Origin of the sequence: Actinotalea sp. C106 (assembly GCF_023630195.1) — a bacterium.
Lineage (GTDB): Bacteria > Actinomycetota > Actinomycetes > Actinomycetales > Cellulomonadaceae > Actinotalea.
Genome location: NZ_JALPKN010000431.1, coordinates 1 through 1,877, shown reverse-complemented (window position 1 = coordinate 1,877; position 1,877 = coordinate 1). Strand labels below are relative to the sequence as shown.

Sequence of the window (1,877 nt, the reverse complement as noted above, 5' to 3'; positions counted from 1 at the left end):
CCGCCTTCCCGGAGGACGCCCCCGGGGCCGACGCGGCCGCCGTCGGCCCCCGCTCGCTGGCGCAGGCCGGACGCCGTGACCTTCGTCGCGCTCGTCGCGGTCGTGGCCTTCATCGTCCACGGCGGGATGCAGGGCACGCTCCTGGGGCCCGAGGACGTCGTCAGCGGCACGGGACGGCTCGGGAAGTTCCTCGGGGACGCCTTCCCGCCGTCGACCGAGCGGCTGCCGGCGATCCTCGCCGCGCTCCTCGTCACCGTCGAGATGGCCGTGATCGGCACCGTGATCGGGGTGATCCTGAGCGTGCCGCTCGCGGTGGCCGCGGCGCGCAACACGAGCCCGAACCGGATCGTCTACGCCGTGACCCGCGGGTTCATCTCGGTCTGCCGGACCATCCCGGACCTCATCTGGGGCCTGATCTTCGTGATCGCCGTCGGGCTGGGCCCCAAGGCCGGTGTCCTCGCGATCGCGGTCGACGTCATGGGGTTCTGCGGGAGGTTCTTCGCCGAGAGCATCGAGGAGCTCGACAAGGGCACCGTCGACGGCCTGCGGGCCACCGGCGCCAACGAGCGCGCGGTGCTGGGGGCCGGGGTGCTGCCCGCCTGCCTCCCCTCCTTCGTCGCGACGTCGATGTTCGCCCTCGAGTCCTCGGCACGGTCCTCGGTCGTCCTGGGGCTCGTCGGGGCCGGCGGCATCGGCATCGAGCTGTCGGTGTCCATGACGCTGCTGCGCTACGACGAGGCGTTGGCGATCATCCTCTGCATCTTCGTCGTCGTCCTCGGGGTGGAGCGGTTGTCCGCCCACCTGCGACGACGCATGATCCCGGCCGACTGAGAGGACCACGCGTGACCGTGCTCAACCGCCACTCCACCCGCCCGCTGTACCAGCAGATCGTCGACGACCTCGAGACCCGCACGGCCGACCTCGACCCGGGCGAGCGCCTGCCCAGCGAGGGTGAGCTCGCACGGGAGTACGACGTCAACCGCCTGACCGTGCGCCAGGCCCTGGCCGAGCTGACCCGGCGCGGCGTGGTCGAGACCGTGCACGGGCGTGGCACCTTCGTCGCGGCGCCGACCCTGCGCTACCGCGTGGCCGCGGGGCGCGACGCGAGCTTCACGCACGCCATGCGCGAGCGCGGGCACGCCGTGGCCACCACCCTGCTCAAGGTCCGCACCGAGGAGGACCCCGCCGTGGCCCGCGAGCTGCGGACCCGTGGGACCGTCCGGCGCCTGGACCTGCTGCGGACGGTCGACGGGCAGCCCTGGTCCGTGACGGCCACCTGGCTCCCGGTCGGCAGGCTGCGCGGGATCGAGGACCACTGGTCGGGCGACTCCTCGCTGTACGACGTGCTGCTCGAGCACCACGGGGTCCGGATGCGCCGCGCCGGCCGGACCTTCGCCGCGGCCCCGGCCACCGGACAGGACTCCGAGCACCTCCTGGTCCCCGTCGGGGCGCCCGTGCTGCTGGTGCGCGGGCTCAACGTCGACGAGAAGGGGCGCCCCGTCGCCGTCGTCGAGCACCGGTTCCGCGGGGACCGCGTGGAGTTCGGGGTGGACCTCGCATGAGCGTGACCTCGACCGAGTCCCGCTACGAGGCGCTCGCGACCGCCGAGCCCGCTGCGCTCGAGGCGCTGGCCGATGCGATCCTCGCGGGGGCACCGGTGCCGACCGTCGAGGTCGTCGCCGGGCCCGAGACCGTGACCGCACCCGTGCGGACCCCCGTGCCGGCCACGGGTGGTGCGACGGCGGTCCTCGGGCACGTGGCGCTGACCACCTGCACCGTGCTGCTGGGCGGCACCCGCGGGGACGGCATCCGCTCGGGCCGGGACCTGCCCGGGGCGCTGGCCGCCGCGGTCTGCGACGCCGAGGCAGAGCGCCACG

3 protein-coding genes are annotated in these 1,877 nt (G+C 74.4%); all 3 read left to right on the top strand.

Annotated elements, in window-relative coordinates; genetic code table 11:
• The coding region (phnE, locus tag L0B03_RS17255) for a phosphonate ABC transporter, permease protein PhnE (RefSeq protein ID WP_250448166.1) at nucleotides 1-831 on the top strand (831 nt) is incomplete at its 5' end.
• A gap of 11 nt (nucleotides 832-842) precedes the next feature.
• Nucleotides 843-1,562 carry a GntR family transcriptional regulator gene (locus L0B03_RS17250; protein WP_250448164.1) on the top strand — a complete coding sequence of 240 codons (720 nt, stop codon included), beginning with the start codon at nucleotides 843-845 and terminating at the stop codon, nucleotides 1,560-1,562.
• Nucleotides 1,559-1,877, top strand: a 319-nt coding sequence (locus L0B03_RS17245; RefSeq protein ID WP_250448162.1) for a phosphonate C-P lyase system protein PhnG, incomplete at its 3' end; no start/stop codon positions are given. The genes L0B03_RS17250 and L0B03_RS17245, both read left to right, overlap by 4 nt.